General features: G+C 60.0%; 21 protein-coding genes. 6 read left to right on the top strand and 15 right to left on the bottom strand.

What is annotated here, in order from left to right; all coding sequences use genetic code 11:
* Positions 1 to 54: 54 nt before the first annotated feature.
* Positions 55 to 1,800, bottom strand: coding sequence for a M14 family zinc carboxypeptidase (locus tag IB213_RS16270; protein WP_192407844.1), 1,746 nt, complete (start codon positions 1,798 to 1,800; stop codon positions 55 to 57).
* Between the two features lie 273 nt (positions 1,801 to 2,073).
* Positions 2,074 to 4,023, bottom strand: coding sequence for a DEAD/DEAH box helicase (locus tag IB213_RS16265; protein WP_192407842.1), 1,950 nt, complete (start codon positions 4,021 to 4,023; stop codon positions 2,074 to 2,076).
* A gap of 275 nt (positions 4,024 to 4,298) precedes the next feature.
* On the opposite strand from IB213_RS16265, the gene ettA reads away from it, so the two are divergent.
* Together ettA and IB213_RS16255 are read left to right on the top strand one after the other, a co-directional pair.
* Positions 4,299 to 5,960: an energy-dependent translational throttle protein EttA gene (gene ettA / locus IB213_RS16260; protein ID WP_191721298.1), complete on the top strand. Its 1,662-nt coding sequence runs from the start codon at positions 4,299 to 4,301 to the stop codon at positions 5,958 to 5,960.
* A 194-nt stretch (positions 5,961 to 6,154) separates the two neighbouring features.
* Complete coding sequence (locus tag IB213_RS16255; protein ID WP_191721299.1) at positions 6,155 to 7,144, top strand: tripartite tricarboxylate transporter substrate binding protein; 990 nt, start codon at positions 6,155 to 6,157, stop codon at positions 7,142 to 7,144.
* A gap of 341 nt (positions 7,145 to 7,485) precedes the next feature.
* Here IB213_RS16255 and IB213_RS16250 read toward each other — a convergent pair whose 3' ends face one another.
* Positions 7,486 to 8,529 carry a P1 family peptidase gene (locus IB213_RS16250; RefSeq protein WP_192407840.1) on the bottom strand — a complete coding sequence of 348 codons (1,044 nt, stop codon included), beginning with the start codon at positions 8,527 to 8,529 and terminating at the stop codon, positions 7,486 to 7,488.
* A 168-nt stretch (positions 8,530 to 8,697) separates the two neighbouring features.
* Here IB213_RS16250 and IB213_RS16245 point away from each other — a divergent pair, with 168 nt between their 5' ends.
* Positions 8,698 to 9,540, top strand: coding sequence for a MetQ/NlpA family ABC transporter substrate-binding protein (locus IB213_RS16245; RefSeq protein ID WP_191721301.1), 843 nt, complete (start codon positions 8,698 to 8,700; stop codon positions 9,538 to 9,540).
* 149 nt (positions 9,541 to 9,689) lie between these two features.
* Here IB213_RS16245 and IB213_RS16240 read toward each other — a convergent pair whose 3' ends face one another.
* Positions 9,690 to 11,159, bottom strand: coding sequence for an MFS transporter (locus IB213_RS16240; RefSeq protein ID WP_192407838.1), 1,470 nt, complete (start codon positions 11,157 to 11,159; stop codon positions 9,690 to 9,692).
* 76 nt (positions 11,160 to 11,235) lie between these two features.
* Here IB213_RS16240 and IB213_RS16235 point away from each other — a divergent pair, with 76 nt between their 5' ends.
* The gene (locus tag IB213_RS16235; protein WP_191721303.1) at positions 11,236 to 11,754 is read left to right on the top strand and encodes a TetR/AcrR family transcriptional regulator; all 519 of its coding nucleotides are present in this window, start codon (positions 11,236 to 11,238) and stop codon (positions 11,752 to 11,754) included.
* Positions 11,755 to 11,875: 121 nt separating this feature from the next.
* On the opposite strand, the gene pntB is transcribed toward IB213_RS16235, so the two are convergent.
* Together pntB and IB213_RS16225 are read right to left on the bottom strand one after the other, a co-directional pair.
* Positions 11,876 to 13,291, bottom strand: a complete 1,416-nt coding sequence (gene pntB, locus IB213_RS16230; RefSeq protein WP_192407836.1) for a Re/Si-specific NAD(P)(+) transhydrogenase subunit beta — start codon at positions 13,289 to 13,291, stop codon at positions 11,876 to 11,878.
* 30 nt (positions 13,292 to 13,321) lie between these two features.
* Complete coding sequence (locus IB213_RS16225; protein WP_192407829.1) at positions 13,322 to 14,929, bottom strand: Re/Si-specific NAD(P)(+) transhydrogenase subunit alpha; 1,608 nt, start codon at positions 14,927 to 14,929, stop codon at positions 13,322 to 13,324.
* A gap of 635 nt (positions 14,930 to 15,564) precedes the next feature.
* Between IB213_RS16225 and IB213_RS16220 the strand changes: the two genes are divergently transcribed.
* Positions 15,565 to 16,389 carry a MetQ/NlpA family ABC transporter substrate-binding protein gene (locus IB213_RS16220; protein WP_191721306.1) on the top strand — a complete coding sequence of 275 codons (825 nt, stop codon included), beginning with the start codon at positions 15,565 to 15,567 and terminating at the stop codon, positions 16,387 to 16,389.
* A 216-nt stretch (positions 16,390 to 16,605) separates the two neighbouring features.
* Here the strand turns inward: IB213_RS16220 and IB213_RS16215 are convergent, their stop codons facing one another.
* The 9 genes from IB213_RS16215 to IB213_RS16175 all read right to left on the bottom strand — a co-directional run bounded on the left by IB213_RS16215 (position 16,606) and on the right by IB213_RS16175 (position 24,716).
* Positions 16,606 to 16,992, bottom strand: a complete 387-nt coding sequence (locus IB213_RS16215) for a copper-binding protein (RefSeq protein ID WP_225561162.1) — start codon at positions 16,990 to 16,992, stop codon at positions 16,606 to 16,608.
* Between the two features lie 14 nt (positions 16,993 to 17,006).
* The gene (locus tag IB213_RS16210; protein ID WP_192407827.1) at positions 17,007 to 17,501 is read right to left on the bottom strand and encodes a DUF411 domain-containing protein; all 495 of its coding nucleotides are present in this window, start codon (positions 17,499 to 17,501) and stop codon (positions 17,007 to 17,009) included.
* A 14-nt stretch (positions 17,502 to 17,515) separates the two neighbouring features.
* Positions 17,516 to 18,001: a plastocyanin/azurin family copper-binding protein gene (locus IB213_RS16205; protein ID WP_191721308.1), complete on the bottom strand. Its 486-nt coding sequence runs from the start codon at positions 17,999 to 18,001 to the stop codon at positions 17,516 to 17,518.
* Positions 18,002 to 18,016: 15 nt separating this feature from the next.
* Complete coding sequence (locus IB213_RS16200; RefSeq protein ID WP_192407824.1) at positions 18,017 to 19,411, bottom strand: multicopper oxidase family protein; 1,395 nt, start codon at positions 19,409 to 19,411, stop codon at positions 18,017 to 18,019.
* Position 19,412: 1 nt separating this feature from the next.
* Positions 19,413 to 20,864, bottom strand: a complete 1,452-nt coding sequence (locus IB213_RS16195) for a TolC family protein (RefSeq protein ID WP_192407822.1) — start codon at positions 20,862 to 20,864, stop codon at positions 19,413 to 19,415.
* Entirely contained in the window at positions 20,861 to 21,328 is a 468-nt protein-coding gene (locus IB213_RS16190) for a hypothetical protein (RefSeq protein WP_192407820.1), read from the bottom strand. The genes IB213_RS16195 and IB213_RS16190 overlap by 4 nt, the downstream gene beginning before the upstream one ends.
* 94 nt (positions 21,329 to 21,422) lie before the next feature.
* Positions 21,423 to 21,893, bottom strand: coding sequence for a hypothetical protein (locus IB213_RS16185; protein WP_192407817.1), 471 nt, complete (start codon positions 21,891 to 21,893; stop codon positions 21,423 to 21,425).
* Between the two features lie 128 nt (positions 21,894 to 22,021).
* Entirely contained in the window at positions 22,022 to 22,651 is a 630-nt protein-coding gene (locus IB213_RS16180) for a YitT family protein (protein ID WP_191721313.1), read from the bottom strand.
* A gap of 61 nt (positions 22,652 to 22,712) precedes the next feature.
* Entirely contained in the window at positions 22,713 to 24,716 is a 2,004-nt protein-coding gene (locus tag IB213_RS16175) for a cation-translocating P-type ATPase (RefSeq protein ID WP_192407815.1), read from the bottom strand.
* A gap of 41 nt (positions 24,717 to 24,757) precedes the next feature.
* Between IB213_RS16175 and IB213_RS16170 the strand changes: the two genes are divergently transcribed.
* Positions 24,758 to 25,204, top strand: coding sequence for a MerR family transcriptional regulator (locus IB213_RS16170; RefSeq protein WP_191721315.1), 447 nt, complete (start codon positions 24,758 to 24,760; stop codon positions 25,202 to 25,204).
* Positions 25,205 to 25,327: the final 123 nt, after the last annotated feature.

The following is a 25,327-nucleotide window of genomic DNA, read 5'->3' as shown; positions in this document are numbered from 1 at the left end:
GACAGAACATTGAACCATGCTGCGCAGTGGATGTGGCACAGGGCTTGGAGGGCCTTATTCTTCCTCGAAAACGATGTTCGGCAGAGCCGTCACGCGTGCAACTTCCTTGATGTCGCCAAGAACACCGGTGCTGTAAAAACTGTAGGGAGTATCAGGCTCCAGAGCTGCGGCGGCCAGGAACGCCAAAGGCTGGTTCATGCTCACATAGTAGCTGCCGGGTGCAGCTTCAAGGCTGTGGCGCACCAGATGAACGGCCGTTTCAGAGGCTGATGCACCTGGGGTGACTTGATAGGTTTCTGTTTGAATGCTGGACAGTTCTGCAACGCGCAGCACATTGACGCCCATCATGCCCAGGCGCTCTGTGGCTTGTACGGCATTGGCTGACAGCCAGTAACCGCAGGCGTTGCTGCGTGTGCGCGGGTTGCTGATGGACAGGCTGCTGGTCCATGCCACATTTTTCTGAACCAACTGCGCACTGGCTGCATCAACCAATGTGATTTCTCGCTGTCCATGGCTGGGCTGGGCTTGGACTGCCAGTGTGCTGCGGCAAGCGTGCGAGGCTACATCACGCGTCACATAAGTGTTCACCTGGCGCAAGTCGCCAGCACGCTGGGCGGCACTTTGCAGTACAGCGAGCATGGTTTGCACTTGACTGTGCACACGGCGTTGCAGATGGGTGCGCTTGAGATCGCTGCCCCGGCTGCTCGCTTTCATGCTGACCACATTTTTCAGGCTGGCGGCATTGGTGAGGGTGGTTGGCTCTAGCGTTCCCATCGCAAAACCGTTCTCGGCGCTGTTGCCTGTGGCTTCAAATGCCCAGTCCACCCGCATGCCTGCTTGGCTCAGCGCGCTGGAGGCAGGTTGGTGCATCCACTCACGGGCGGCTTTGGTGACAAATTCGTGGGCATTGGGTGTGACTGCGTATTGCAGACCCATGTCATTGGCGCGCACCGCAGCGAAACGCTGCAGCGTGGGCTCAATGGCATCGAATTCGCTGGCATCTAAAAGTACGCTGGGGCGATAGTCTCGCACCAGTTTGGCCAGAAAGCGGGCTTCGGGAGTTTTGAGCTGCAGGTGGTCAAAACGCAAATCTGTGCCGTCAGACGTTGCTGCGGTGCCTTTGTCAAACCCATCAGGGTTGGCGCGGGGCACAAAGATGATGTTGATTTTGTCCAGCAATGGAGTCAGCAAACCTCCGGCGCCGAGCTCTTTGCTCAGTACCAGGAGGGCTTCTGTTGCCGCTGCATCGGTGCCTTGCTGGCCTGCCACGATCATGACGCTGGGTCGATTGCTTTCATCCAGCGCCAAAGGCGTTATGGCCTTGGCCTGGGTTGCAATCAGCGCATGGATGGGGGTGCCGCTTTGGGCATTGCCATTGTTGAGCAAGCCCAGACGAGGGCTTTCTTCAGGTGTCTGCTGGCTTAAATTGCGCAGTACCTCTGCCAGCTCACTGTTGGTTGTGAAGCTGCGACGGCCTTCGGAAAGGCCTGGTGTGCTGTAGCGTTCACTGGGCTCTGGAAACAGAGCGGCAATTGCGCCGCTGTATGGCAATGCTTCAAGGCGCGTATTCGATGCCACAGGCGTTACGCTGGCTGGCAGAGGGGCTGTGGGGGCTGAACTGGAGGGCTGCGCACGCGTTGTTGTACTTGTGGTGGCAGGCCATTCAGGAAGAGGTGTGCTGGAGCATGCAGCCAGAGCCAGAGCTGAGCCGATCATGAGCCAACGCGAAGCATGCGTTGCCATGTTGTGGCCTGGGCGTTCCAGATACGGCGCGAAGACAGGGGCGTTGGGCTTTGTCATGGTGCTGTAAACCGCAGAAAACCAAGTGAAGATGATGTCCGTCCAGTAGCGATGGCTAGCAGACGGACATATCGCGTGAGGCAAAAGCCAGGAGTTGGCGCATGTTACGCCGTGGCCTTGCCCCGTGTTGTCAGCGCAGGGCGCTAAGAGTGGCTTGAACCACCTGTGATGGATGTACTTTCTTGTGTCGCACGCAATGTATGAACTGTGAAAAAGTACATGCCTTCAAGCGCAAATCTTTGATCTGCTGGGTGGTTCGGCCATTCCTGGAGATTAGCGGTTAAAACCGCCGCCGCCGCGGCGATTGCCGCCGAAGCCGCCACCACCGCCGTTACCACCGCCATTGCCGCCACGGAAACCGCCGCCGCTGCCACCACCATTGCCGCCTCGGAAGCCGCCGCCACCGCCACTGCGGCGTGGGCGCTCCATCATCAGATCAATGCTGGTGCGGGTTGGGTCTGGCTGCCCGCTGGTGTTGCTGCGTGGAGCGCGTGACGGGTTGCCAGCTTGCGTGCCCAGGTGGGCATTGGGGCGTGGAGGCTGGTCGTCAAAGCGGTTGTAGCCTTCGCCACGTGATTCGCGAGGCTGGCGTGGCTGACGCTGTTCACGGGGCTCGCGAGGCTGGCGAGGTGCCTGAGCTTCGCTTGCGCCTTGTGCCGTTGGGCCACGTGGGTTGTCACGTGAAGGGCGCTGACGCGAGCGGTTGTAGCCTTGGCCGCTGCGGCGGTCCTGGCTGTCTTGCTCTGCGCGTTCGCCACGCGGTGCGTCATAGCCGCCGTCGCGAGCCTCAAACGAAGGTGCCTGTGCGTTGTCGCGAGGCGCAAAGCCTTGGCGGGCAGGGCGGCGTGGGCCACCACGGCGAGGGCCTTGACCATCTGCATCAGCTGCAGAGGGCGCATCACCACGGGGCGCGCGCTGAGGGCGGCCGCCGCGATCAGGTTGGCCAGCCTTGGTGGTGCGAATGCGATCCATCATTTCCTGGCGAGCGGCGCGTGCAGCGGCTTGCATGACATCACGGCTTGGCGGCTTGCCTGCACCGCCCCAGATGGTTTGGCGACCCATGGCGATGGGCTCAGCCTTTTCACCAGGCTCAGGGCCAAACTCAGGCATAGGAACGACGGGGATTTCCTGCTTGGTAAAGCGTTCAATGTCCATCATGAAGCCTTCTTCGTCCATGCAGACCAGGCTGACTGCGTGGCCTTCACGGCCTGCACGGCCGGTGCGGCCAATGCGGTGAACGTAATCTTCAGAGACGTTTGGAATTTCGTAGTTGACGACGTGTGGCAGCTCGTCAATGTCGATGCCGCGTGCCGCGATATCCGTAGCAACCAGAGCGCGCAGTTCGCCGGTTTTAAAGCCAGCCAGTGCCTGTGTGCGCGCGCTTTGGCTCTTGTTGCCGTGCAGGGCCATGGCGGTGACACCGTTCTTGGTCAAGAACTCTGCCACATGGTTGGCACCAAACTTGGTGCGTGTGAACACCAGCACCTGGTTCCACTGGTTGCTGTTGATGATGTGCAGCAGCACATCTTTTTTCTTGTTGCGCCCCACTGGGTGGATCACCTGCTTGATGCGCTGCACGGTGGTGTTGCTTGGCGTGACCTGAATGCTTTGCGGGTTGCGCAGCAGACCGTTGGCCAGGGTGCGGATCTCGTCGCTGAAGGTCGCCGAAAACAGCAGGCTTTGCTTGTTCTTGGGTACGAGCGCCAAAATTTTCTTGACGTCGTGGATGAAGCCCATGTCCAGCATGCGGTCGGCTTCGTCCAGCACCAGGATTTCAACTTGCGACAGATCGACCAGACCTTGCTGCTGCAAGTCCAGCAGGCGACCTGGCGTGGCCACCAGAACGTCGACACCCTTGCGGATGCGGTCCACCTGAGGCTTCATGCCTACACCGCCAAAGATGACGGTGGTGGTGACGTCCAGGTACTTCGAGTAAAAGCGGATGTTTTCTTCAATTTGCGCAGCCAGCTCACGGGTCGGAGTGAGGATCAGCGCGCGAATGCCGCCTGCAGGTGCAGTGGTGCCGCCCTGCGTCAGGCGATGGAGCATCGGCAGCGAGAACGCTGCGGTCTTGCCGGTGCCGGTTTGTGCGCCGGCCAGCAGGTCGTGGCCTGCGAGCACCAAGGGAATAGCCTGTGCCTGAATAGGGGTAGGGGTTTCGTAGCCCTGCTCCAGCACCGCTTTCACGATGGCGGGTGCCAAGTTCAATTCTTCAAATGTCATTGTTGTCGATACGCCCATCCGGGCGCGGGGTATCAGCCCGTCGGAGCAACCTGTGCAGGTTGCCAAGCCAGTCGTAGGCAGATGAGATTCACAGGATTTGGGAGCCGGAATCGCTCGGGTTGGCGAGTCTTTGTCCCCAGCTGAATGCTGATGCCAAGGGGAAACTGGAGCCCCTGACTGTGCGTATTGTCGCATGAGGAGATAATCAATGGTTGGGGCGCCCTTGAACTGTGCGCCAGATTATTATTTTTTTACAAGAATTTGCTGACAAACACATGGCCCAATACGTCTTTTCGATGAACCACCTGACCAAGACAGTGCCCCCAAAGCGCCAGATCTTGAAGGACATTTCGCTGAGTTTCTTCCCCGGTGCCAAGATCGGCGTGCTGGGCTTGAATGGTTCCGGCAAGTCTTCGCTGCTGAAGATCATGGCTGGCGTGGACAAGGAGTTCGAAGGCGAAGCCATTCCAATGCAGGGCCTGTCGATCGGTTACCTGCCCCAAGAGCCGCAGCTCAACCCTGAGCACACGGTGCGCCAGGCGGTGGAAGAGGCCATGGCTGAGGTGAACAACGCCAAGGCGCGTCTGGAAGAAGTCTACGCAGCCTATGCCGAAGAAGACGCAGACTTTGACGCCCTGGCTGCAGAGCAAGGCGAGCTGGAAGCCATCATCGCTGCCGCAGGCACCGACTCCGAGCACCAGCTGGAAATTGCTGCTGACGCGCTGCGTCTGCCCGCATGGGACGCCAAGGTAGGCCTGCTGTCTGGTGGTGAAAAGCGCCGCGTGGCGCTGTGCAAGCTGCTGCTGTCCAAGCCCGACATGCTGCTGCTTGACGAGCCGACCAACCACTTGGACGCTGAGTCTGTGGACTGGCTGGAGCAGTTTTTGCACCGCTTTTCGGGCACCGTGGTGGCCATTACCCACGACCGCTACTTCCTGGATAACGCCGCCGAGTGGATTTTGGAGCTGGACCGCGGACGCGGCATTCCATACAAGGGCAACTACTCCGACTGGCTGACTCAAAAGAGCAACCGTCTGGAAACCGAGCAAAAGGGCGAAGAAGCCCGCGCCAAGGCCTTGAAGAAGGAGCTGGAGTGGGTACGCCAAAATGCCAAGGGTCGCCAAGCCAAGTCCAAGGCACGTATTGCACGCTTCGAAGAGCTGAGCGATTACGAATACCAGCAGCGCAATGAAACGCAGGAAATCTTTATTCCTGTGGCAGAGCGCCTGGGTGCCAAGGTTATTGAATTCAACAACGTATCCAAGGCTTTTGGCGACCGTTTGCTGATCGACAACCTGTCCATGAACGTGCCGGCTGGCGCGATCGTGGGCATCATTGGCCCTAACGGTGCCGGTAAGTCGACCCTGTTCAAGCTGATTGCGGGCAAGGAGCAGCCTGATTCCGGTACGGTGGATATTGGCCAGACTGTGAAGATGGCCTTTGTGGACCAGCACCGTGATGATCTGGCCAACGAAAAGACGGTCTGGGAAGACATCTCCGGTGGTCTGGACATGATCACTGTGGGCAAGTTCACCATGGCCTCGCGTGCTTACGCCGGACGCTTTAACTTCAACGGACAAGACCAGCAAAAGAAGGTCGGCAACCTGTCCGGTGGTGAGCGCGGTCGCCTGCACCTGGCCAAAACCCTGATTCAGGGCGGCAACGTGCTGATGCTGGACGAGCCATCCAACGACTTGGACGTGGAAACATTGCGCGCTTTGGAAGATGCGTTGCTGGAGTACGCGGGCACAGTGATGGTCATCTCGCACGATCGCTGGTTCCTGGACCGTATTGCCACGCACATCCTGGCTGCTGAAGGTGATTCGCAGTGGGTGTTCTTTGATGGCAACTACCAAGAGTACGAAGCCGACAAGAAAAAGCGTCTGGGCGAAGAGGGCGCTGCTCCCAAGCGTTTCCGCTACAAGGCACTGAAGTAATTATCTTCAGCAGTGCTTGACAAAAAAAGGGCTCCGAATGGAGCCCTTTTTTTCTGTGCGACCGGCATGGGTGCGGGCTTCGTCAATCGCGTGGACTGGGTAAACCCCAGATCAATAGTCGTTACATGGTTTGTATATTGACTTTTTTGACGCAAGTCAACGTAATAAGAAGTTGCAAGCTGGGAGCGTTTCTGATGTCTTTTTCTGGTCTTTTTCAGCGTCGCCGTGTGGCGCAAATGGGCGTGGGTTTGCTGGCTGCCAGCGCGTTGGCGGTATTTGCACAAAACAGTTACCCCAGCAAGCCTGTGCGTATCGTGGTGGGCTTTTCAGCGGGTGGCACCACCGACGTGGTGGCACGCATCATGGCCAAGGAGCTGACACAGTCGCTGGGGCAGAGTTTCATCATTGAAAACCGCCCGGGTGGTGGCAGCAATATTGCCACCGAGGTGGTCAAGGCCGCCGATCCTGATGGCTACACCTTGCTGTTTGTGGCCGTGACCAGCGCCATCAACCAGACGCTGTACCCCAAGATCAAGTTTGATTTGAACCGCGATTTTGAAGCGGTGGCGCTGGGTGCCAAGGTGCCCAATATTTTGGTGGTGCACCCCAGCGTGCCGGCCAATAACGTCAAGGAATTCATTGAGTGGGCGCGCACGAATGACGACAAGATTGCCTATGCCTCTTCGGGCAGTGGCACATCGATTCACATGGCCGGCGAGATGTTCAAGGTGCGCACGGGTCTGAAAACACAGCACGTGCCTTACAAGGGCAGCGCCCCTGCAGTGACGGATTTGATCGGCGGGCAGGTGCAGTTCATGTTTGACAACATGCCAGCCTCTTGGCCGCATGTGCAGTCGGGCAAGCTCAAGGCGCTGGCTGTGACGACCAAAACCCGCTCACCTTCGGCACCCAATGTGCCTACGCTGGAAGAAAGTGGTGTGGCACCGTTTGATGTGACCTCGTGGTTCGGCCTGATTGCACCCAAGGGCACACCTAAAGAGGTGGTGGACAAGCTCAATCTGGTGATGAACCAGGCGTTTGACAAACCTGAAGTGAAGCTGGCTTACGAAAAACTGGGCGCCGTGGCAGAAAAGAACAGCCCCAAGGATTTCAGCAACTTCATCCGCCAGGAGGTGAGCACATGGGCACCCGTGGTGAAGGCTTCTGGAGCCACGGTGGATTAATGGCCTTGTAGCGGCGGCCTGAAAAGCGACTCTACCCCTGAGGTGTATCACTGCTTTGAGCGGCCGTAGCCTGTGCCATGTCAGTGGTGGTGCGTATATTTTTGAACCCATTCTGCGAGGTGCTGGGGTGAAAGTTCAGGCTGGGTTTTTTAAAAGTGAGCGCCTGACGCTTGCTGTATATGGTTTTTCATATGATTTATATGTGAAAGGCTTATTCAGTAAGCGGTAGGTGCTCTTTTTTTATTTAGAAAATAAAGCTGCGCTGTATTGCAGTGCACTGCACTGCATTGCATTGACATCAGCCGCAGGAACCGTTTCAGATTGCGCTGCCAATCGTGGGTTCATTTATCGCGCTCACCCTGCATGCTGTGGTGGTTCAGCTCCTGCCAGCTGGGCAGTACGGTTTGCTGGGGTACGGGCATGGATTGCGCCAGCAGCACGGCGCGTGCTGTGGCAATGGCCACCACTTCGGCGGCCATGGTGGACAGCGTCATCATGCCCAGCGTTTGGCCACTTTGGCCGGTAGCCAGTGCAAACAGCGTGTCGCCGTCGCTCATGGTGTGCACGGGGTTGATGCTGCGGGCCAGCCCATCGTGCGCGGTGACAGCCATTCGGTGGGCCTGGGGCTTGGTCAGGACGGCATCGGTGGCCACCACGCCAATCGTGGTGTTGCTGCCCGCCAAAATGGGTTGCGGCTCTAGACCATGCAGCAAGGCATCACGCGCATTGAGCAGCGCTTGACCATCGGGGGTGCGCGCACCAGCAAGCAACTGGCCGGTGTAAGGGTTGAAAACGTCACCCAGTGCGTTGCAGGCCACCAGCGCACCTACCGTCACTCCACGCACGGTCAGGCTGGCAGTGCCAATACCGCCCTTCATGGCGCGCTGCCAGCCAAAAATCTTGCCAATCACCGCTCCGGCACCGGCTCCAACACTGCCCTCTGCCGGGCGTGCGCTGGATGCGGCCTGGCAGGCGGCATAGCCAGCAGCGGCATCTGGACGGATTTCCATATCGCCCAGCATCACATCAAACAGCACGGCAGCAGGCACCAGCGGAATGCGGCCCACCCCGATGTTCAGCCCCGCGCCTTGCTCCTCCAGCCAGCGCACTGCGCCGGTGGCGCTGTCCAAGCCCCAGGCGCTGCCACCGGCCAGCACAATGCCGTGCACGGTCTGCACCAGGTTGCTGGGGTGCAGCAAGTCTGTTTCGCGGGTGCCGGGTGCCGCACCGCGCACATCCACACCGGCGACGGCGCCTTCGGGGCACAGCACCACGCTGCAGCCTGTGGGGCGCTGCTGGCTGGTGAAGTGGCCAACGGTGATGCCTTGCACACGGGCAATATGCCCATCGTGATTCAAGAGGTGGGTGTGGGTGCTGTCTGTCAAGCTGTGCCTCCCTCGGAGAAGATGGTTTTATGCTGATATGAGAATAAACAGATGGTGTTTTATTCTTTAGGGCTTACCCTTGCCTGCACCATACTCACCGCACTTGACGGCGTGGCGCTGCGCGCATTTTGACGCATGCCCACGTTCATTCATCTCAGGGAGTTATTCATGTCTGATCGCTTTTTCTTCAAGGCTGGTGCTGACCGCCGCGCTGTATTGACTGCTGCTGTGCTGGCCATGGCGGGTGTGCTGGCTGCGCCAGCGATGGCGCAGGATGCAGCCAAGAAAAATCTGCGCATTGGTGCCACCGCAGGCTCCAACTACGACTTGCTGCAAGAAGGCATCGTGCCCCAGCTCAAGGCCAAGGGCTATACGGTCAAGCTCATTGAGTTCAATGACTATGTGCAGCCCAATCTGGCATTGAGCGATGGGTCACTGGACGCCAATTTCTTCCAGCACCGCGCCTACTTTGATCAGTTCACCAAAGACCGCAAGCTGGCCCTCAGCGCGATTGCCCAAGGCCCTGTGGCCCCGATGGGTGTGTACTCCAAGAAGTTCAAGAGCCTCAATGAACTCAAATCTGGTGCCCGTGTGGCCCTGCCCAATGACCCCAGCAATCTGGCGCGTGCCTTGCTGGTGCTGCAAAACGCTGGCCTTATCAAGATCAAAGCTGGTGTGAACCCGGCGCGCGTTTCTGAGCTGGACCTGGCTGAAAACCCGCACAAGCTCAAGTTCCTGCCTCTGGATGCCGCACATCTGCCCCGCGCGCTGGAAGATGCTGACTTTGTGGTGGTGAATGGCAACTTCGCCATCTCTTCCGGTCTGAAGCTGCAAGAGGCGGTGGTGCTGGAGAAAACCCCTGATCAGTACCTGAACGTTGTGGCCGTGAAGACCGGCAACGAAACCACCCAGTGGGCCAAGGATCTGGCCGAAGCCTACCGCTCACCAGCATTCAAGCAGGTGGTTGATACCAAGTTTGTGGGTTACATGAAGCCTGCTGCTTTGCAGTGATCGCGATTGCCAGCCATCTGGCGCTGAAGGTATAAAAAAGGGCTGCCAAGTTGGCAGCCCTTTTTTTGCAGATGGCAGTCAGCAGGTGCCGGGTGGCTGCTCGTCAGCCTGAATATCTGGATTCATCTGCGAAGTCGGCGGGCATGTGTCTACCGCGTAGGGAGCTTTTTTCGGTTGAGCAGCACCATGCATGCCAGGCCAAAGAGCATGGCGGCCACAAGCGCGCTCACCCACGTGAATGAGGCTTCAAAAGCTTGCATGGCGCTGGCCAGTGCCTGGCTTGCGCCCGGGTGCGCCTGTGCGTAGGTGTGGGCTTCATCCAGACTGCTGCCCGCCATGTGGGACAGCCCCATTTCTTGCACATTCGCAACGTAGACGGCTGTCATGATGGAGCCAAATATGGTGACACCAAAGCCCCCGCCAAACTCGTAGGCAACGCCTTCCACAGAGCCGGCCATGCCTGCACGGTCTTCAGCCACATTGCTCATGACCAGGGTGCTGGATGCCGTGAGGCTGGAGCCAATGCCGATGCCGCACAAGGCCAGGATCAGCACCTGCGCCCAGACACTGGCGTCACGCAAGAACATGTAGCCCGCTATGCCCAGCGCCGTCATGCACAGACCCGCAACAATCACCCGCACGCTGCCCACCCGGCCAATCAAGGCCCCGGCCAGCGGGCCTGCGAAGAACGACCCCAGCGAAATCGGCAGCACAAAGGCACCAGCCTCTAATGGGCTCTTGCCCGCAACCAGCTGCAGGCGCTGGCTCAACACCAGCTCAAAGCCAATCAGCGTCATGGAAGCAATCAGCGCCACCAGCATGCCTGTGGCAATCGGTGCAGCACAAAGCAGGCGCAAATCAATGAGCGGGCGAGGAATGCGCAGCTGCCGGCGAATGAATACGGCCAGCAGCAGGGCCCCAAAAAGCAGTGCAGACCATGCCAGCAGGCTGTGGCTGTCGGGCTTGGCGAACTCTTTGATGCCATAGGCCAAGGCGATGATGCCCAGCATGCTTTGCCAGCAGCTGGCAAGGTCGATGGTGATGTCTGGGTTACCGGCCCGGACAGGCACATAGTGCAGCGCCAGCAAGGTCGCCACGCCAATGATGGGCACATTGATCAAAAACACCGAGCCCCACCAAAAGTGCTCCAAAAGCGCGCCGCCAAGCAGTGGGCCAATAGCTGCCCCGCCAGAAGCAATGGCAGCCCAGATACCAATGGCCAGCGCCAGCTCTTTGGGATCCTGAAAACTAGTGCGGATGATGGCAATGGTTGCAGGCATCATGGCTGCACCGCCCACAGCCAGCAGTGCACGCGCTGCAATCAGCATGGCTGCAGTCGGTGCAAAGGCGGCCAGCATGGAGGCCACACCAAACGTGACCATGCCAAAGATAAACACGCGGCGGTGGCCCAGGCGGTCCCCCAGCGCCCCCATCACAGGCATCAAGCCTGCCATCACGAGCGAGTAAGCGTTCAGAATCCATAATTTTTCTGAAGCTGTCGTGTGCAAGGCTTGCGCCAAGCTGGGCAGCGCGGTGTACAGCACGGTCATGTCAATCACGACCAGGAACAGCGCTGCAGAAACAATCGCCAGAGTTAGCCATCGGCTCTGGAACTTCATACGATTCCTCAATACAATTATTTAAATACAATCGTATTTTAGTGCGGGCGTTTTTTTATTTTTTGGAAAAGACAATATGGGAAGAAAGCCATCGATTGACAAAGCCAGTCTGCTGGACGCAGCGGAGCACATCATTCGCACACGTGGTGCGGGAGCGCTGTCGTTCGATGCCATTGCCAAAGCGGCCAAGGTGAGCAAGGGTGGCGTGCAAAGTGCATTTGGTACCAAGGAAGCGCTGCTTACGGCGCTGTATGAACACCTGGACAGCGGTTATGAAGCACGTTTTAACGCCGCCAAGCTGGCAGGCGCTTCTTGCGTGGCGGCCTATGTCGATGCCGTCACCACTGCAGACACCGCAGTGAACCAGCGCATTGGGACCATGTCGCTGGCAATGAGCCAGGAGCCTGAAAGCCGTGAGTACCTGCGCAAATGGTATGCCGAAAGTTTTCCCGATCTCTCTGCCGCCACGCCTGAAGGCCAGCAAGAAATTTTGCGGCTGTGCGCTTTGGAGGGGGCGCTGATGCTGCGTTCAATGAACTTGCTGCCTTTGCCAGAACAAGCATGGAGCCAGCTTTTTACGCAGTTGCGCAGCTAAATCGTGCACGGTCCTGCTGCTGCGGGCCATGGCCTTCAAGAGCGTCAGTGCATGCAAAAAGCGCCTGTGGCCAAAACCACAGGCGCTTTTTTTGACTGGCTACGTTGAGTGCCGCAGCAAATCAAGCACGCAAGGCAGTCAGCACCTCGTCGAGCATCTTCTTGGCATCGCCAAACAGCATGCGGTTGTTTTCTTTGTAGAACAGGGGGTTGTCTACGCCGGCGTAGCCAGAGGCCATGGAGCGCTTCATCACGATGGAGTGCTTGGCCTTCCACACTTCCAGCACCGGCATGCCAGCAATGGGGCTGTCAGGGTCGTCCAGCGCGCTGGGGTTCACGATGTCGTTGGCGCCAATCACCATGGCCACGTCGGCTTGGGGGAAGTCGGCGTTGATTTCGTCCATCTCCATCACGATGTCGTAAGGCACTTTGGCTTCGGCCAGCAGCACGTTCATGTGACCAGGCATGCGACCTGCCACGGGGTGGATGGCAAACTCCACCTGCACGCCTTTTTCGCGCAATGTTTTAGTGATTTCGTACACGGTGTGCTGGGCCTGGGCCACCGCCATGCCATAGCCGGGCACGATGATGACGCGCTTGGCATCGCGCAGCAGCTCGGCAGTTTCGGCACTGGTGACGGGCACTACTTCGCCTTGTGGTTCAGCGGCCGCACCATCTGCTGCCTTTTTCTTGGGTGCGCCGGAGCCAAAGCCACCGGCGATCACGCTGATGAAGTTGCGGTTCATGGCCTGGCACATGATGTAGCTGAGGATGGCGCCGGACGAACCCACCAGTGCCCCGGTGATGATCAGCAGATCGTTACCCAGCATGAAGCCGGTAGCCGCAGCAGCCCAGCCGGAGTAGCTGTTGAGCATGGACACCACGACTGGCATGTCCGCACCGCCAATGGCCATCACCATGTGTACACCAAACAGCAGGGCTATCACGGTCATGATGACCAGCGCGGGCATGCCGGCTTGTACGGTGGGGGCCTGCATGAATGCATAGCCAAAGTAGATGACGATCAGCAGCGCTGCCAGGTTCAGCCAGTGGCGCGCAGGCAGCAACAGGGGCTTGCCGCCAATCTTGCCGTTGAGCTTGCCAAACGCAATCAGCGAGCCAGAGAACGTGACTGCACCGATCAAGATGCCGATGTAAATTTCCATCTCATGGATGGCTTTTTCTGCGCCTTCCAGCTGGATCGACGTGTCTACATAGCTGGCAAAGCCCACCAAACAGGCGGCCAGACCGACCAGGCTGTGCATCAAGGCAACCAGCTCGGGCATCTGAGTCATCTTCACGGTTTTGGCTGCATACAAGCCAATGCCGCCACCCACGACCAGCGCCGCCACAATCCAGGCGATGCCGTCGGCGGTCACGCGTGGGCCAAACACGGTGGCCAAAATGGCCAGTGCCATGCCCAGCATGCCAAACAGGTTGCCACGGCGTGAGGTTTCCGGGTTGGACAGGCCGCCCAGACTCAAGATAAAGAGAATGGCCGCACCGAGGTAGGCGACCGTTGCAAGACTTTGGGACATTGAAATTCTTTCCTCTTGTTGTTCTTCGGGTTATTTGCGGAACATGGCCAGCATGCGGCGTGTCACGGCAAAGCCACCAAACATGTTGACTGCAGTGAGCACCAGCGCAGCGAAGGCAAGCCAGGTGATCAGGCTGTCAGGGCGGCCATCCAGGCCCGCTGCAGGAGAGGCGATCTGCACCAGCGCACCAATGGCGATGATGCTGGAGATCGCGTTGGTCACGCTCATCAGCGGCGTGTGCAGCGCGGGGGTCACGTTCCACACCACCATGTAGCCAATGAAGCAGGCCAGCACAAACACCGTGAAGTGGCCCAGGAAAGCTTCAGGGGCATAGGCACCGATCACCCAGAACGCCATGGCAGCCACGGCAAAGATGATGGCCAGCGTCTTGGCGGGCAGCGGGCCGCTGCTGCCATGACCGTGACCGGATTTCTTTTGCTCCAGGGGCGCAGCCGCTGCCTTGGGTGCGGGGGCGGGCGCTGCCTTCAAGGGTGGCGCAGGCCACGTGACAGCGCCGTCTTTGATGACGGTCAGGCCACGGATGGCTTCATCTTCCATATTCACCACTGCCACACCGTCTTTGGCTTTGCACAGCTCTTCGGTCAGGCGCAGCAAGTTGGTGGCGTACAGCGTGGATGACTGCTTGGCCAGACGCGAAGGCAAGTCGGTATAGCCAATGATGGTTACGCCGTGGCGCACGACAGCTTGGTCGGGCACGGTCAGCTCACAGTTGCCGCCTTGCTCGGCGGCCATGTCCACAATCACGCTGCCAGGTTTCATGCTCTGCACCATCTCGGCTGTAATCAGCTTGGGTGCGGGCTTGCCGGGGATCAGCGCCGTGGTGATGATGATGTCGGCATCTTTGGCCTGCTGTGCGTACATGGCTCGTTGCGCGGCCTGGAAGCCTTCGCTCATCACCTTGGCGTAGCCACCACCGCCGGCGCCGTCTTCTTCGTAGTCCACCTTGACGAACTCGCCGCCCAGTGATTTGACTTGGTCTGCCACTTCAGCGCGCGTGTCGTTGGCGCGCACGATGGCTCCCAGATTGGCTGCCGTGCCAATCGCAGCAAGACCTGCCACGCCAGCGCCAGCAATGAACACCTTGGCTGGTGGTACCTTGCCAGCAGCCGTAATCTGACCGTTGAAATAACGGCCGAAAGCGTTGGCAGCTTCAATCACCGCGCGGTAGCCAGAGACACCTGCGGTAGAGGTCAGTGCATCCATCTTCTGCGCACGGCTGAGCGTGCGCGGCAGGCAGTCAATGGCCAGCACAGTCGCTTGCTTGGAGGCCAGCTGGGCCATCAGCTCGGGGTGCTGCGCAGGCCAGATAAAGCTGATGAGCGTGCCGCCTTGGCGCAGCAGAGCCACTTCTTCGCCGTGTGGGGGGCGCACCTTCAAGACAATGTCCGACCCCGCCCATAGCGCGGCAGCGCTGTCGATGATGTCTGCACCCACTGCGCGGTAGGCGTCATCACTGAAGTGGGCGGCGTCACCGGCCCCTGATTCAATGGCAACCTGAAAACCAAGTTTGATCAGCTTTTCCACTGTGTCGGGCACGGCGGCCACGCGTTTTTCGAGTGGAAAAGTTTCCCGAGGCACGCCAATGCGTTGTGGCGTAGATATAGGGGTTTCTTGCATAAGAGGAGCCCTCCTGAAGTTTGGAATTCGTTGTGTGCTTGCAAAGCCGGGGGTTGGGCTTGGCAGATAGAAAGCCTATGCACCGATCATGTGCATATTGCATGGAGTCATGCAAATGGCTGTTTGGCGCTCATGGTACAAGCATTTGGATAGTGTGCGCTGTATGTAGATGCCCACACTTGCGCTGCACTTTACTGCCCAGCTTGCATAAAAGATAGGCAGGTTTTACCGGTTTGTCTCGGTGGCGCACCATTTTGGAGATGCTTCTTTGCCAGTGCACCATGTTTGTGCATCGGCATCGCTTCACGGGTCGGCATGGGGGGCATGACCAAACATGGGGGCATCCATGCATTGCGCCACAGGGCGGTCTTGACGCAAATCAAGCGCTGGTGCGCGCATGGGCTGACATCACCCGGTGCGCCACAGCGTGCCGTGATGGCTTTGACGCCGCTTGCTGGTGCGATGTTGTGCCCGCAGCGCGGCTGATTGTCTATGCTGCACAGGCTCTTCATAAGTCATTGGCATATGTAGAAGATTTTTTATTTGTTGGAGCTTGGCGCTCATCTGCTGATACTGGATGCATCAGCGCCACAGATTCGTGGCGTGATGCATAACCAACCAGGAGACAAGACAACATGTTCCAACTTCACACCCGCCGCCGTGTTCTAACTGCCACCGCGCTGTCATTGGCTGCGTTGGCCTGCGCACCTGTGCTGGCACAGGATGCCAGCAAGCCACAGCTCATCATTGGTGGCACGGCGGGTTCCAACATCGACCAGCTGCAAGCGGGCATCGTGCCGTTGCTCAAGGCCAAGGGCTACAAAGTCAAGCTGGTGGAATTTAACGACTACGTGCAGCCCAATCTGGCGTTGGCCGATGGTTCGCTTGATGCCAATTTCTTTCAGCACGAGGTGTATTTCAACCACTTCAAGGGCGACCGCAAGCTGGACCTGAAAGCTCTGGTGCAAGGACCGATTGCACCCATGGGCGTGTACTCCAAGCAACGTAAAAGCCTGGCAGATCTGAAAGAGGGCGACAAAGTGGCTTTGCCCAACGATGCCAGCAACCTGGCGCGAGCCTTGTTGCTGCTGCAGCAGGCTGGGCTGATCAAAATCAAGGAAGGTGTCAATCCGCTGCGCGTGTCTGAGCTGGATTTGGCCGAGAACCCTAAAAAGATCAAGCTGCTGCCGCTGGATGCGGCCCATCTGCCGCGCTCGCTGGATGACGCGCAGTTCGCCATCATCAATGGCAACTTTGCCATCTCTTCGGGCCTGAAGCTGACGGAGGCAGTGTTGCTGGAAAAGACACCTGACCACTATCTGAATATTGTGGCCGTGAAGACCAAGGACCAAAATGCCAAGTGGGCCAAGGACCTGGAAGAAGCTTTCCGCTCGATCGATTTCAAGAAGGTAGTGGATACCAAGTTTGCGGGTTACGCAAAACCTGCATTTTTGCAATAACGTTTTTTGGCAAAGCTGAGGGGAAGTGTTTGAGCAGCCTTCGGGCTGCTTTTTTTCTTTGCATCTGTGCCAGATGGGGCGGTTTCAATGCCCACGCTGACAGGCAACAGAGGTGTTGCGCAGACTGGCTCCGTACCCGTTTGCAAAGCGTCAAGAGGATGCGTGCAGACGCCGGTGTCAAGGTGTCTGCACGCTGTGCGGCAAGAGCGCAGTGCCTTACTGAGGGGCAGTCTCGATATGCGTGATCAGCAGGCTGCCACCGCCCGTGTCTTCTGCGCGAAAAGCCACCTTGGCACCAGGCTGCAGCGACTGTGCCTGCACGGGGTCTTTCAGGGCGAAAACCATGGTCATGGGCGGCATGCCCAGGTTGGTGATTTCGCCGTGGCGGATGGTGAGCTTGCCACTGCGGGCATCTACGCGGGTGATGATGCCCTCGGTCAAGTCTGCGCTGGGTGCAGCAATTGGCGCGGCACTGGGGGCTGCGGCCTGCGCAGCGTGGGCGCTGTGGTCAGCCGCTGGCTGGGCAAGCGCTGGCTGGGCGGCCAGCAGCCAGCCCAGTGCTGTGGCGCTGGAGAGCATGCGTAAAGTAGTGAAAGCGGACATGCAGCCTCCTTTGTTTAGCGGTAGCTGGTGAATACGCGGGCACTGACGTTGTTGCCCATCAGGTTCTTGGTGATCAGCAGCACGTCATACGGGTCTTTACGGCCACCGTATTCGGGGCCATCCATGCCGGGGCTGCCAATGGGCATACCGGGTGCGGTAATGCCCAGCGCCTTGGGCTTTTCTTGCAGCAGCTTGCGCACGTCGGCCGCAGGTACGTGGCCTTCGACGACGTAACCGCCCACCAGCGCGGTGTGACAGGAGCCGTATTGCGCAGGCAGGCCCAGCTTGGCGCGCACGCCAGAGTTGCCCACTTCGTGCACTTTGACGTCAAAGCCGGATTTTTCCATGATCTCGATCCAGTCTTTGCAGCAGCCGCAGTTCGGGTCTTTCCAGACTTCCATGGGTGTCTTGGCTGGCTGGGCAGCGATTGCTGGCAAGGCGGCGACGCCAGCAGCAGCGGCCAGCAGGTGCAGGGCGTGGCGGCGGGTGGTGTTGGTGGTAATGGTCATGGGGAGTCCTTTCTTTATTCGGTGATGGTGAATGTGCCGGTCATGCCGGACTGGTAGTGGCCTGCGATCAGACAGGCAAAGTCAAACTGCCCGGTGCGGTTGAAATTCCACACCAAGTCTTCACTGGTGCCGGGTGCTACGTGGGCCATATAGGGTTCCGCATGCTCCATGCCGGGGAACTTGAGCATCATTTGTGCGTGTTCATCCAGTGAGGCTTTGGTGCCCAGCACCACCTCATGCATCAGGGCTCCCTGATTGACGACACGCAGGCGCACGGTTTCGCCTTTTTTTACGCTGAAATTGCTGGGGGCAAAGCGCATATCGTCCGTCATGCTCAGGGTGATGGTGCGCTGGGCGTTGCGGGCATCGTCTGCAATGCCCCATGCTTTTTGCTCTTTGGTCACGGCCCCTGCCGGGGCATGGCTTTCACTGCCATGAGAAAAAGCGGCGCTCGATCCCGCAAGCAAAATGCTGGCAGCTACGAAGTTCAGAGTTTTCATGGTGTGTGACTCCTGTCAATGCTGGCTGTGGCTGCCGGCTGGGGGATTGGAGGCGGGCTTGCGTACGCTGGGCGCGCCCGGTGCTGTGCCGGGCGAGGTCTGGCGTGGGGCTTGTGCATCCAGCGGTGCACCTTGCCACTCATAGGCTTGCGTGCCCTTGGGTTGCTGGTACCAGCCCGGGTCTTTGTAGTCATTGGCACCCAGGTTTTTGCGCACCTTGAAGGTGGTGAACATGCCGCCCATTTCGATGGGGCCGTAAGGACCTTGTCCAGTCATCATGGGGAAGGTGTTATCGGGCAGGGGCATTTCCATGGCACCCATATCGCCCATGCCGCGCTCGCCCATGAGCATGTAGTCAGGGACGATTTTCTGTATCTTGCCCACCAGACCTCGGTGGTCCACGCCAATCATGGTGGGCACGTCGTGGCCCATGGCACCCATGGTGTGGTGGCTCTTATGACAGTGAAAGGCCCAGTCACCGGGCTCGTCAGCCTTGAATTCCACCTGCCGCATCTGGCCCACGGCCACGTCGGCTGTCACCTCGGGCCAGCGCGATCCCCTGGGGGTGGGGCCGCCGTCTGTGCCCGTCACCTCGAACTCATGGCCATGGATGTGCATGGGGTGATTGGTCATGGTCAGGTTGCCCACGCGAATGCGTACCCGGTCGCCTTGTCTGGCCACCATGGGTGTGATGGCTGGGAAGGCGCGGCTGTTAAAAGTCCAGATGTTGAAGTCCGTCATCTCGTTGATGCGCGGCGTCATGGCGCCGGGCTCTACCGCGTAGGCGCTCAAAAGGAAAGCATAGTCACGCTCTACTTCGTCAATCAAGGGGTGCTTGCCTTTCGGATGGGTGATCCACAGCCCCATCATGCCCATGGCCATCTGCACCATTTCGTCGGAGTGCGGGTGGTACATGAACGTGCCGGGACGGCGCGCTTCAAACTCATAGACAAAGGTTTTGCCCGGCGGAATGTGCGGCTGGTTCAGTCCGCCCACGCCATCCATGCCATTGGGCAGGCGCTGACCGTGCCAGTGGATGGTGGTGTTCTCAGGCAGGCGATTGGTGACAAAGATGCGCACCCTGTCGCCTTGCACCACTTCAATCGTGGGGCCGGGAGACTGGCCGTTATAGCCCCACATGTTGACGAAGAAGCCGGGTGCCACTTCTCGCACCACGGGCTCGGCCACCAGATGAAATTCTTTGACGCCCGCATTCATGCGCCAGGGGGTGGTCCAGCCGTTGAGTGTGACCACCGGGCGGTAAGGGCGGCCATTGGGTGGCGTCAGCGGCGCGGCGGTGTCTGCGCTGTTTTGCATGACGGGCTCGGGCAGCGCTGCCATGCCGACGCGGCTGACGGAAGCTGCAGCCACTGCAGTGGCTGCGCCGGTGAAAAAGGTGCGGCGTTGCATATCAGTGGCCTTGTGCTGGGGTGTCGGTGGAGGCAGCAGTGCTGCTGGCGGGTGCTGCGGCAGCAGCGCCGGGCGATGTGCTGTAGAGCGCCAGCTGCAGATCCACATCAGCCAGCCAGAAGTCGCGCTGGGCATCGGTGGCTGTGGTCACCGCCTGAGCGGTGCTGCGTGCCTGGGCCAGCAGCTGCCAGGTGCTGATGAACATGCCGTTGTAGCGGTACACGGCTTCTTCCTGCATCTGCTGAGCCAGCGGAAGCACTTCCGTGCGCTGCTGCTGTGCCAGATCCCAGGCGGTGCGGTAGCGCAGCCAGCTGGTGCGCGCCTCGCTGCGGGCGCGCAGGGCAGCATCACGCAGCAGGGCACTGCTGTGCTGCAGCTGTGCGCGTGTGCCCGCAGCGGCCACACCGCCCCAGTCGAACAGGGGCAGGGGAATGTCCAGCTCCCAGCCGCGCGTGACTTCGTCGTGGCGTGTGGCGCGGTCGGTGCTGGTGTTGCGGCTGTAGCTGGCACCAATGTCACCGAACAGTGCCCCCACGCGGGTGAATCCACTGCGGTCAGCGGTGGTGTCCAGATCGCGACGCAGGGCGCGCACGTCCAGCCGCTCGTGCAGTGCCGTGGCTTCGGCGTCGGCGCCGGTGTGCAGTGCATTTGCCGCAGGCAGAGCAGGCAGTTGTGCGGGCAGAGCAAAGTCTGCCTGAGGGCCCCACAGGCCCATCAGGCGCGCCAGCTGCTCGCGTTCCAGCGCAGCAGTCAGCCGGGCTCGGGCCAACTGCGCGGCGGCATCGTGCTGAACGCGCAGCTCTTGCGCCTGATCTCGCTTGCTGAAGTTGCCCACCAGGGCCATGCGCCGGGCCAGCTCACCGCCCACGGCGGCAGCGTCGTGCATGCGCTCGGCCGCCTGAAGGCTTTGCTGGGCGGCCACTGCACGCAGCCAGGCACGGCGCGTATCGGCGGCGTGCAGCAGCACTTGCTGGGCGGCAGTGAGCGTGGCTTGTTCCAGCTGCCAGCCTTGCCAGCGGCTGCGCCACGGCAAGGTGATGAGCTGTACGAGGTTAAAGCTGAGCTGGCGTTCAATCTCTCGCTCATGGCCGTTAACAAAGCGGCCCAGTGTTAGCGTGGGGTTGAACAAGGTGAGCGACTGGGCGCGCTGGGCATCTTGTCGCGCCAGTTGTGCCAGCTGGGCCTGCAGGCCTGGATTGCGCAGCAGGGCAATGCGCACGGCGGTGTCGGCATCAACAGGCTGGCTCAGCCACTGAGCGATTTGTGTGTGGGTGGCTTGCTGCTGCTCGGCGGTGTCGCTGCCTTCGGGCGTGGGCAGGCTGCTGCCCGCAGGCAGCCGGGCGGCGGTGTGGCTGTCCACGGCGCTGCGCAGGCCATCGGGGGCTACGCTGGCGCAGCCTGCCAGCACCAGTGCGCCCAGCAAGCTTGTGAGGCGGAATGTTTGGCGCTTCATGGCTGGCCTTCGTGGTGGTGCGCGCTGCTGGGTGCGTTGGCCCGGGTGCCAGCAGGCGTGTTTGTTGCCGTTTCACCATGGGAGCCAGTGGGCATGTTCGCCATCATCGGGCAGGCAGCTGCAGGCTGTGCAGCCTGCGCACCCTGCGTAACCTGAGAAATGGCCGGAGCCGTCGCTGCCGGCGCTGCGGCTGGATTCGAGGCCGTTTTTTTAGCCGCTTCCCAGCGCACCACATCGGCGTGACCGCGTGGAAATTGAGCCACGGCGGCATGTGCGGCACGCCAGTCTTGCGGGCTGGCAACGATGGCTGCGCTGGCGGGCAGCGGCGTATGCACCAGTGCGCGTTGCTGCGCTGCAGATTCAGCAACGGGGGCGTTGGAAGGCGGTGGGTTTTGGGCCATAGCCCAAGCGGGTGCAACGCTCAAAGCGAGCAGCCACGGGGTAACAAGGGGCGCGGTGCGCATGCTGCAATCTCCTGCGACAAGACAAACCAAGCGTCGGCAGCAGCGCTTGCCTTGAGCAAACAGCAAACTGCGGACGCACTTTGGGTATCAGGTCTCAGGCGATGGGTGGCTTGATGGCTTGCAGCAAAGCTGCGCTGGCAAAGCGAGCCTGCGCGCTGGCAGGTGTTGCATGGGCAGGCAGGGCATGGGCAGGGGCCACTGCTGCGGGAGAAGACAGCACGGAATGGCAAATACCACAGGCTGCGCAGGGCGTGCTGTGGTGGCTGCCTGCGCATCCAGGTGCTGAGGGTGTTGTGGTGGCGCAGTGCTCTGTGCCGGGGAGCATGTCAGCGGCGGCGGCGGCATGCTGGCTGGAGCCCATGCTGTGCACATCGCCGGCAGGGCTGGCTGCCAGCCTCTGGTGGTCAGCTTGGGAATTTGTATGCGAATCGGCGTGGGGCTGCACAGCGCTGGCGGCCGACATGTGCGGCACGGCCTGGGGGAGGGTGCCCATGGCCATGGCATCGCCCAGCAGACCGCGCAGGGTCAGCAGCAAAATCATGAGCAGGGGCAGGACGCGGCGCATAGAGGTAAATGATGCCAGAGCCGTGGAAAAGTTCCTCGTGCTTGGTTTTTGTGCCTGATCTGGCCATGCCAGCCGTGGCTGGCGCTGAGTAGTCAGTCACCAGCCGGCAGCGCAGGCGAGGCGGGTGCTTAGCTGCCGTAACGGCCGGGGCGGTGGTTCATGGACAGTACCTGGTTGAGCGTCAGCGCAGCCACAATGGACCACAGCGCCTGCTGCAGATCGACGATGAAGAAGGCGCTGAGCAAGATGATGCAGTCCAGACCCATCTGCACATAGCCTGCACGCCAGCCGTAACGTTGCTGCAGATAAAGGGCAGCAATTCCCAGGCCGCCAATGCTGCAGCGGTGGCGAAACAGCACCAGCATGCCCACGCCCATCAAAATGCCGCCGACCACGGCGGCGTAAGGTGCCTGCACGCTTTGCAGCTGCAGAAAATGCGGCTGCAACTCGGACACCACAGCCAGCAGGCCCACCGCGCAGAAGGTTTTGAACGTGAAAGCCCAGCCCATTTTTTTGACGGCCAGCCAGTAAAACGGCAGGTTCAGTACAAAGAACCACACACCAAACCCCACGTCGCTGGCGTAGTGCAGGGCAAAGGCCAGACCCGCCATGCCTCCAGTCACCAGGCCTGCCTGCTTGAACAGAGCGACGCCCACGGAGATCATGAGCACCCCGGTGACGATGGCGGCGGCGTCTTCCAGCGTGGTGTGCGGTGTAGGTGCAGGGGACGCAGCCGGTGGGGTGGGGGTGTGCTTCATGGTGTGCAGGAATCTGTGCGCGTTGTGTTTTTTGGGCGCACAGATTATGCAGCCGTCTTTTTCAAGAGGCTGATTTTTTGCTTTTAATGCGGCGCAAGCGCAAACCGTTGGCTACCACCAGCAAGCTCACTCCCATATCAGCCAGTACCGCCAGCCACATGCTGGCAGCACCTGCAACGGCCAGGATGAAGAAGGCCAGCTTGATGCCCAGTGAGAGTGCAATGTTCTGCCACAGCACGCGGTGTGCACGCTGGGACAGCTGCACGGTATCAGGCAGGCGGCGCAGATCGTCGTGCATGAGTACGACGTCAGCGGTCTCCATGGCCATGCCGGTGCTGTGCGCGCCGCCCATGGCAAAGCCCATGTCGGCCTGCGCCAGTGCCGGAGCGTCGTTGATGCCATCGCCCACCATGCCCACAGGGCCTTCTTGCTGCAACTGGCGCAGGCGCTGGAGTTTGTCTTCTGGCAGCAGGCCACCTTCTGCCTGCGTGATGCCAGCCTGTGCCGCCATGGCGCGTGCAGCATCAGGGTTGTCGCCACTGAGCATGATGGGGGTGATGCCCAGCGCCTTGAGCTGTTGCACAGCTTCTTTGGCATGGGATCGCAAGGTATCTGCCACGGCAAATACCGCCAGCACCTGTTGCTCGGTAGCCAGCAAGCTCACACTGCGGCCCAGGCTGCTGTGGGCATGTACGGCTTGCTGCAGCTCTGGGGTGTCCAGCTGGTGGTCTTGCGCCCAGCGCAGGTTGACAAGGTAGTAGGTCTGCCCGTCGATGTGCGCCTGCACGCCGCGCCCGGCTAAGGCCTGCAGATCTTGCGCTGTAGAGGCGGTGACGGTGTCGACTTGCAATCCCTGCGCAATGGCATGCGAGACCGGGTGGTCAGAGCGCGACGCAATGGACCAGGTCAGCAAGGCCGCATCAGCGCTGGAAAGCGCGTCGTTCAGCACGCTCCACTCCACCAGGGCAGGCTTGCCAGTGGTGAGGGTGCCGGTTTTGTCCAGCGCAATGGTGCGCAGCTTGCGGGCAGCTTCCAGCGCGCTGCCGCCTTTGAGCAAGACCCCCTGGCGTGCAGCGGCTGTCAAGGCACTGACCACCGTGACGGGGGTGGACAGCACCAGAGCGCAAGGGCAAGCGATGACCAGCAGGGCCAGCGCCTGATAGAGCGCATCCATCCATGTCCAGCCAAAGAACAGCGGTGCCAGCACGGCCAGCAAGATCGCTAGCGCCATGACGATGGGGGTGTAGATGGCGGCAAAGCGATCCACAAAACGCTGGGTGGGCGCTTTGCTCGCTTGTGCCTGCTCCACCGCCTTGACGATGCGTGCCAGCATGGAATCGGCCGTGGCCGCCGTCACCTGTACCTGCAGCTCTGCCTGCTGGTTAATGCTGCCAGCCCAGACGGTGTCGCCCGGGGCTTTGTCTACGGGCACGCTCTCGCCGGTGATGGGTGCCTGGTTTACGCTGCTGCGCCCTGCGGTGATGGCGCCATCGAGCGCAATGCGTGCACCCGGAGGGACCAGCACCGTGGCTCCTGTGGGCACGTCGGCGGTGGCCATGGTTTGGCTGCTGCCATCGGGCTGCAGTACTTGGGCGGTGTCAGGTGCCAGGGACAGCAGGTTGCGGATGGCCAGACGGGCGCGGTCCATGGCCTGGTCTTCAATGCGCTCGGCAGCGGCGTAGAGCGCCATCACCATGGCTGCCTCGGGCCACTGTCCAATCAGGAAAGCGCCGGTAACAGCCACTGCCATCAAGGCATGAATGCCCAGCCGCAATTGCATCAGGCTCTGGATGCCCGCCTTGTACACGCCCAGACCAGCCAGACCAATGGCCAGCACGGCCAGTGCCATGCCGGCGTATTCGAGGCCAGCGTACTGCGGTGTGAACCAGTGGGATATTTCAGCCAGCAGTGCCATGACCAGTGCCGCGCTGATGCGTGGCCAGCTGGGCAGCACGCCATGGTCGTGTCCATGGTCATGACTGTCGCCGTCGTCGTGATGGCTGTGATCGTGCTTGTGCGGTGTGGCAGGCGCACAGCAGTTGGAGTGCATGTGTTTGGTGTTCATGCCATGATTGGAAAGTTGAAAGTTACTTGAAGGTCAAGCCCATGACAGCATTGCGCATAGGGGAAGCGGCCAAACGCACAGGCGTATCGGCGGCCAACATCCGGTATTACGAAAAAGAAGGCCTGCTGGCACCCGCCATGCGCCAGGATAACGATTACCGTCTTTACAACGATGGGGACTTGCATCGCCTGCGTTTCATACGCATGTGCAGGGCCATGGACATGTCGCTGGACGAGGTGCGCACCTTGCTGGCGCTGGACTGGCAAAACCCTGCCGACTGCCACGCCGCCACGGCCACGATCAATGCGCACCTGCAGCATGTGCGCCAGCGCCTGCAAGAGCTGCGCGCGCTGGAAAAAGAGCTGCAATCGCTCAAAGTACTGTGTGATGGCCACCAGGCACCGTGCAATTTGATTGCCGCCTTGCATGCCCAGGCCGATGCCAGCTTGCCCCCAGAGCCTGGCACACACGTCAAGCGGCATGTGTGATTTTTTAAAAGATAGCTGCTATCGCTTATAAATCAATAGTTTCAGATATAAAACTATCTGAAATGAATGGTGTGTAAGCGCTGGTAGCTCTTATTTTTAAGGTGGCTTGTAGGTTGGCTTTGT

The sequence above is a fragment of the Comamonas sp. CMM02 genome (assembly GCF_014851485.1).
In the GTDB taxonomy this organism is placed as follows: Bacteria; Pseudomonadota; Gammaproteobacteria; order Burkholderiales; family Burkholderiaceae_C; genus Comamonas; species Comamonas avium.
The sequence above is the reverse complement of the archived record's forward strand: the minus strand, read 5'-3'. Positions and strand labels throughout refer to the sequence as shown.